This window comes from Streptomyces sp. NPDC007929 (assembly GCF_042959065.1).
In the GTDB taxonomy this organism is placed as follows: Bacteria; Actinomycetota; Actinomycetes; order Streptomycetales; family Streptomycetaceae; genus Streptomyces.
In genome coordinates, this window is the sequence record NZ_JBIBKD010000024.1 from 1 (window position 1) to 4788 (window position 4788).

Genomic DNA, 4788 nt, shown 5'->3' on the forward strand with positions numbered 1-4788 from the left:
GGAACTCCTTCGGATACGGCTTGGGCACTGCAACATCCTTCCAGGCCGCTTCTCAGCGAGCCAGGTCAGGTGTCACCCAACCTTGCAGCAGTCCCCAGTGTTCCTGCCGATACGCGCTGGCAGGTGGCAGCACCAGAGGTCTGCTCACGCCCCGCCGGCACTCCAGGTGAGTGCGCATAGGCTCGGAGTGTGAGCGCAGAGCAGATCCCGGAGCCGGTCGAGTCCCGCCCCTGGCGGCCCGAAGACGGACCCCAGCCACAGGTGAGGACCTGGCCGTCGGGGAACCGGCCTGCCCTGGCCGTGTGGTCAGACGGGAAGTGGCGGTACGCCCTCGTCCAAGCACGCCAGGATTGGGCCGACGGAACGATCCACTACCAAGTCGAGGTCGACCTGCGGCCGTTTCCTCCCGCAAGTACCGGTGGCCGCAGCCGGGCCTGCGCGCCATGCGCCGGCCCCGAGGTTGAAGGGACAGGTACGCACAGGACACCGCACTCCGCGGGGTGAGCGACCTACCTGACACCGGATCCGAGTACAGGGAGCGTGAGGGCACAGTCAGGCCGCGCTGATAGACGTCGGCTGCATGCGCGAGGGCGGCAGACCCAAATGAAGAGCGGCCGGCGCCCAGTCCGCCGAAGCGGGTGGCAAGGGCACCGGCCAAACAAGGACCTCACGAAGAGGAACTCCACCACCAGCATATCGGGCACACAGCATCCGTAGGCTTCGCCAGGGAACGCGCCCAACCGACCGGACATCGGCAGCCGCGGCCCGTTGCGCGATAGGCGCCCACAGACGCTCGCGAGGTACTGTTGTCAGTGCCGGATGGAAGACTTCTCCCATGACATTGAGGTCTCCCAGCTTTCTCGATCTAGAGACGTTGCTGTCCCAGGCGGAGTACCACGACATCGACGTCCCTGTGGCGCAGGACATCGTAGAGATGACGGTGAGCAAGCGGTCCGGCGGCGGAAAGGCGGGCCTCGGCGCGCTAGCACTGAGTGGCTCCGCAGGGAGCGACTACCAGTTCCAGTCGACGTACAGCCTGGCCCCCAGGGAGAAGGCGACCGTCTCCAAGGTGATCGACGGACTGATCCGCGAGAAGGCGGTCAACGTCAATCCCGCCGGAGACGCAGCGCTCTCCAAGGACGCCCTTGTCGAGATCGAGGGCACCGCGCGGATCACAGCCGTAAGCGTGATGAGCAAGGTGTTCTTCGTCTTCCGGCGGCTCATGCTGGACCGCGACATCAACGATCTCAGCGAGCTCGCCAACCTGGATGTGGCCGACCCGGACGTTGCGCAGGCGATCCAACGGGTCTACCTGCACAACGAGTTGCTACCTCTGCCCATGCTTCTGGAAGTCACGGGAAGTTCTCTGCCGCACAAGGTGTACGTCAACGTACGCCCCGACTTCTTCATCAACGAAGCGTCGGCGGATCGCCTGGAGGGAGATCTGCGTGTCCTCGGCAGCGTGTACCGACTGATCCCGGATGGCGACTTCCTCGTCACCGACGAATGGCTCCTGCATGGGTGGGAGTTCCTGATGCGCCGCATCATGATGACGCAGATCCAGGATGACCTCCAGGAGGTCACCCAACAGCTCAGCCGGCTGGGCCTGGATGTACCCGACGACGATGTCCACGCGTACATCTCCGGTCCCGCCATAGTCATCGACGCGATCGCGCTGTACTGAACCCTCAGTTCGATAGACGACTTTGTCGAGGCCGTCGCGGTAGCGCCACAGAGTTCCAGGCCCAGCGCCCGGGGCCCATCCGGCCGCGTCAGGATGTCGCCCATTCGAGTCCGAGGTTGGCGAGCTGGGCGAGTTTGTCCGCCGTGAGCTTCCCGCGGCGGCCTTTCTGGTTCATGATCCACACGCCAAGCCGGACCTCGGTGCCGTCCTCCAGCCGTTCTACGTGGGTCCTGGGGACCTTCACAGAGCCCTCGCGGGCCTTGTACTGCGCCAGAGCTGCAACGCCCCGCTCGAAGGCACTCACAGGCGCCGTGGACGCCTTAACGGGCTCCTCCGGCTCGGGGGCCAGCGGCGCGATGCCGAGCTGCTCCAGGCGCTCGCGCTGCCCGTCCGTCAGGGCCTCCCACACCTCGGGCTTGCGCTGCAGGGCCAGCCACTTCCCGAGGTCCATGCCGTGGACCGTGACCCCCGGCAGGACCTCCGCCGGCCCCTCCTCGTCGGCCAGCAGCTCCCGCAGCGCGGCGTAGTGCCGCTGCCACTGCGCCGGCCACCGGGGGTTCCAGTCCTCGTCCACGGCCTCCAGCGCGGCCTTCCACTCGGGGTGTCCGTCCAGCGCACCAGGCCGCCGAAGGTTGCTTAACCACTGCCCCACCGGCCGGTCCAGTGCCACGGCGGACCTCGGAGCACAGAGGCTCCAGTGCTGCTCGTAGTACGCCTTGGCGGCCTCCAGGTTCTCCTGGAACCGCTCATCGGCCACCGACCACACCATGCCGAGCCGTTCCAGCCGCCGGGCGCGCTGTCCGCTCATCTCCCCGGCGCCGTAGGCCCGTCGTTGTTCTGCGACCCACTGCCCAAGGGGTGTCGCTCCCTCGCGGTGCCCGTAGGGCACGCGGGCGTTCCCCTCCCGCTCGACATACGCCTTGAGCTTCGCCCAGCCGCGCGCCCAGTCCTGCTTCTCCGTGTCGATCACGTTGAAGGACACCCAGTCCGCGACCATCACGGGATCCCGGGGAGCGGAAAAGCGCAGCAGGAGACGGGATTCTTCCTCGCCTTCCTCCGGCTCCGTACCAATGCCGACCGAGGGCTGCACGACGTCCTTCTGCGGCTCCTGCGGGATCGCGAGCAATTCGATAGCCTCTTCATCATGCGCCCTCAACCCTTCAAGGACTTTCACCAAGGGCCGATACGATCCCGAGGTGAACATGTCCTCCGGCTTTTCCCCGGGCTGGAGGAATACCGGCACGATCAAAGAGGCGAGTTTCCCTTGTCCCGGCTTCTGACGCAGGGCCCGGCCGATGGCCTGGACGATGTCGTGCGGCGCGCCCTTGGGGTCGAGTAGTGCCACAGAGTCCACGGCCCGGATGTCGACGCCCTCACCCAGGACACGGCAGTTCGACAGGACAGCACGCCGCGCGGTGGTCCCGAACCCGGCGAGCACCTCCCGCCGGCGCTCGGGGACGTGCTCGCCACACAGCCAGTCCGCCCAGATCTTCGACGGGTACTTCTCCGGCTCGTTGGCGTGCAGCTTCGCCGCCACGCGCTCCAGGCCCTTCGCGTACGCCTGCGCCTCGATCGTCCGACGGTGGAAGGTGATGCAGGTCGACAGGTCGTGCTGCGCCATCGTGTGCAGGAGCGCGGCCTGGAGCGCCCCGAGCCGCTGCCCGCGGACTTCCTCAGTGTGCCGGTCCTCGCCCATCAGCCGCTCGGGCGTGACGACCGGGTCCTGGAGCTCCAGGACGATGATCTGGTACCGCGCCAGCAACCCGCGCGAAACGGCCGACGCCAGCGAGAGCTTGTACAGGACGGGGCCGAAGACCTTCTCGTCGTCCATGGAGGCTGCCATCTCGCGCGGCAGCGGGTCGCGCACCCCCTCGGCGACCTCCCGATGGAGCCGCTCTTCCCAGATCCGCGGGGTAGCCGTCAGGTACAGCCGGCGGTGCGAGGGGATGACGCCCTGGTTGTGGACGTCGGCCCACGCCTTACCCATCGAGCCCGAAGTCCGGTGGGCCTCGTCCACCACCGTGAGGTCCACTGGGGCCAGCTGCTGGCCGTAGGCGCCCTCGAACGCCTCCGCCAGGACCCCCAGCGAGGCGTACGTCCCGAAGATGGTCACCGGCCCCCGGCCATGCCACAGAGCCAGCTGCACGGGGTTCGTGGTGGCGCGCACCTTCAGGTTCCACAGCTTTGGGTCGTCCTGGAGCGAGCACACCGCAATCGCTGGCCCCGTGTGCCCGGCCGCACGCCACGCCTGGACGGTCTGGGTCAGCAGGTCCAGCGTCGGCACCAGCACGAGAATGCGGCCCTTGGGTACAAGGCGCTTTGCCGATGCCGCCGCGATGATTGTCTTTCCCGTCCCGCACGCGGCGTGTACCTGCCCGCGCAAGCCATTAACGGGAATGCCGCCCGGCGGGATATCGAGACCGCGCACAATGGCGGCAACGGCCTCGATCTGATGGTCACGCAGTTTCACGGCCATTCCCGTGTCTCCTTTTCGCGGAATGTGGCGCGCAATCTGAAAGGAAAGCCCTGCGCAGCGAGGGCGGCCGGAGGATGTGGTGTCTGATCCCAGACTCTACACAGCTAAGCTTTGTGATGCATCACCCACGGGCCATGTTCCCGCCCCAGGGTGACACATGGCTAAATCTCGCCCCGATGCGGCGAATTGTAGTGTATGCTGGCGCGGTATTGGTGAACGTGAGTGGCCAGTTTCGAGGCCGGGGGTGGGGTTCGGGTGGAGCGCAGCGAGCCCGTCTCTTCGATGGGGCTGACACTCCGTCAGGTCGATGGTTCGTCAGTTCCGACCCTCGGGCCCGGTCTACCGGGGTGGCGGGCCCGAATCCCAGAGGCTACACAGGCGGACGGATGATACACCCTCACCTAGATGCCCGGCGGAGCCGGTTGGGCGGGAGCGCAGCGGACGCCCTCCCGGGGAGCGCAGCGGACCGGGCCAGGATTGGAGCGCAGCGGAAATCCGAATTCCCGCGCAGCGGGAATTGCTAAACTCGCGGAGCGGGTTTAGCGGAAAGGCGCGCAGCGCCTTTCGCGAATTCGCGAAGCGAATTCCGCTTCCCAGCGCGCCAGCGCTGGGATACCCGCTCCGCGGG

General features: G+C 67.0%; 2 protein-coding genes. One reads left to right on the forward strand and one right to left on the reverse strand.

Features of this window, described 5'->3' with window-relative positions; all coding sequences use genetic code 11:
• Positions 1-913: 913 nt before the first annotated feature.
• Positions 914-1684: a hypothetical protein gene (locus ACFZDE_RS38590; protein WP_391214868.1), complete on the forward strand. Its 771-nt coding sequence runs from the start codon at positions 914-916 to the stop codon at positions 1682-1684.
• An 88-nt stretch (positions 1685-1772) separates the two neighbouring features.
• Here the strand turns inward: ACFZDE_RS38590 and ACFZDE_RS38595 are convergent, their stop codons facing one another.
• Complete coding sequence (locus ACFZDE_RS38595) at positions 1773-4160, reverse strand: Helicase associated domain protein (protein WP_391214878.1); 2388 nt, start codon at positions 4158-4160, stop codon at positions 1773-1775.
• Between the last annotated feature and the right edge of the window lie 628 nt (positions 4161-4788).

Bases quoted from the DNA above. Each gene is read 5' to 3' on its own strand.
- ACFZDE_RS38595 (WP_391214878.1), bottom strand. From the start codon at position 4,160: ATGGCCGTGAAACTGCGTGACCATCAGATCGAGGCCGTTGCCGCCATT.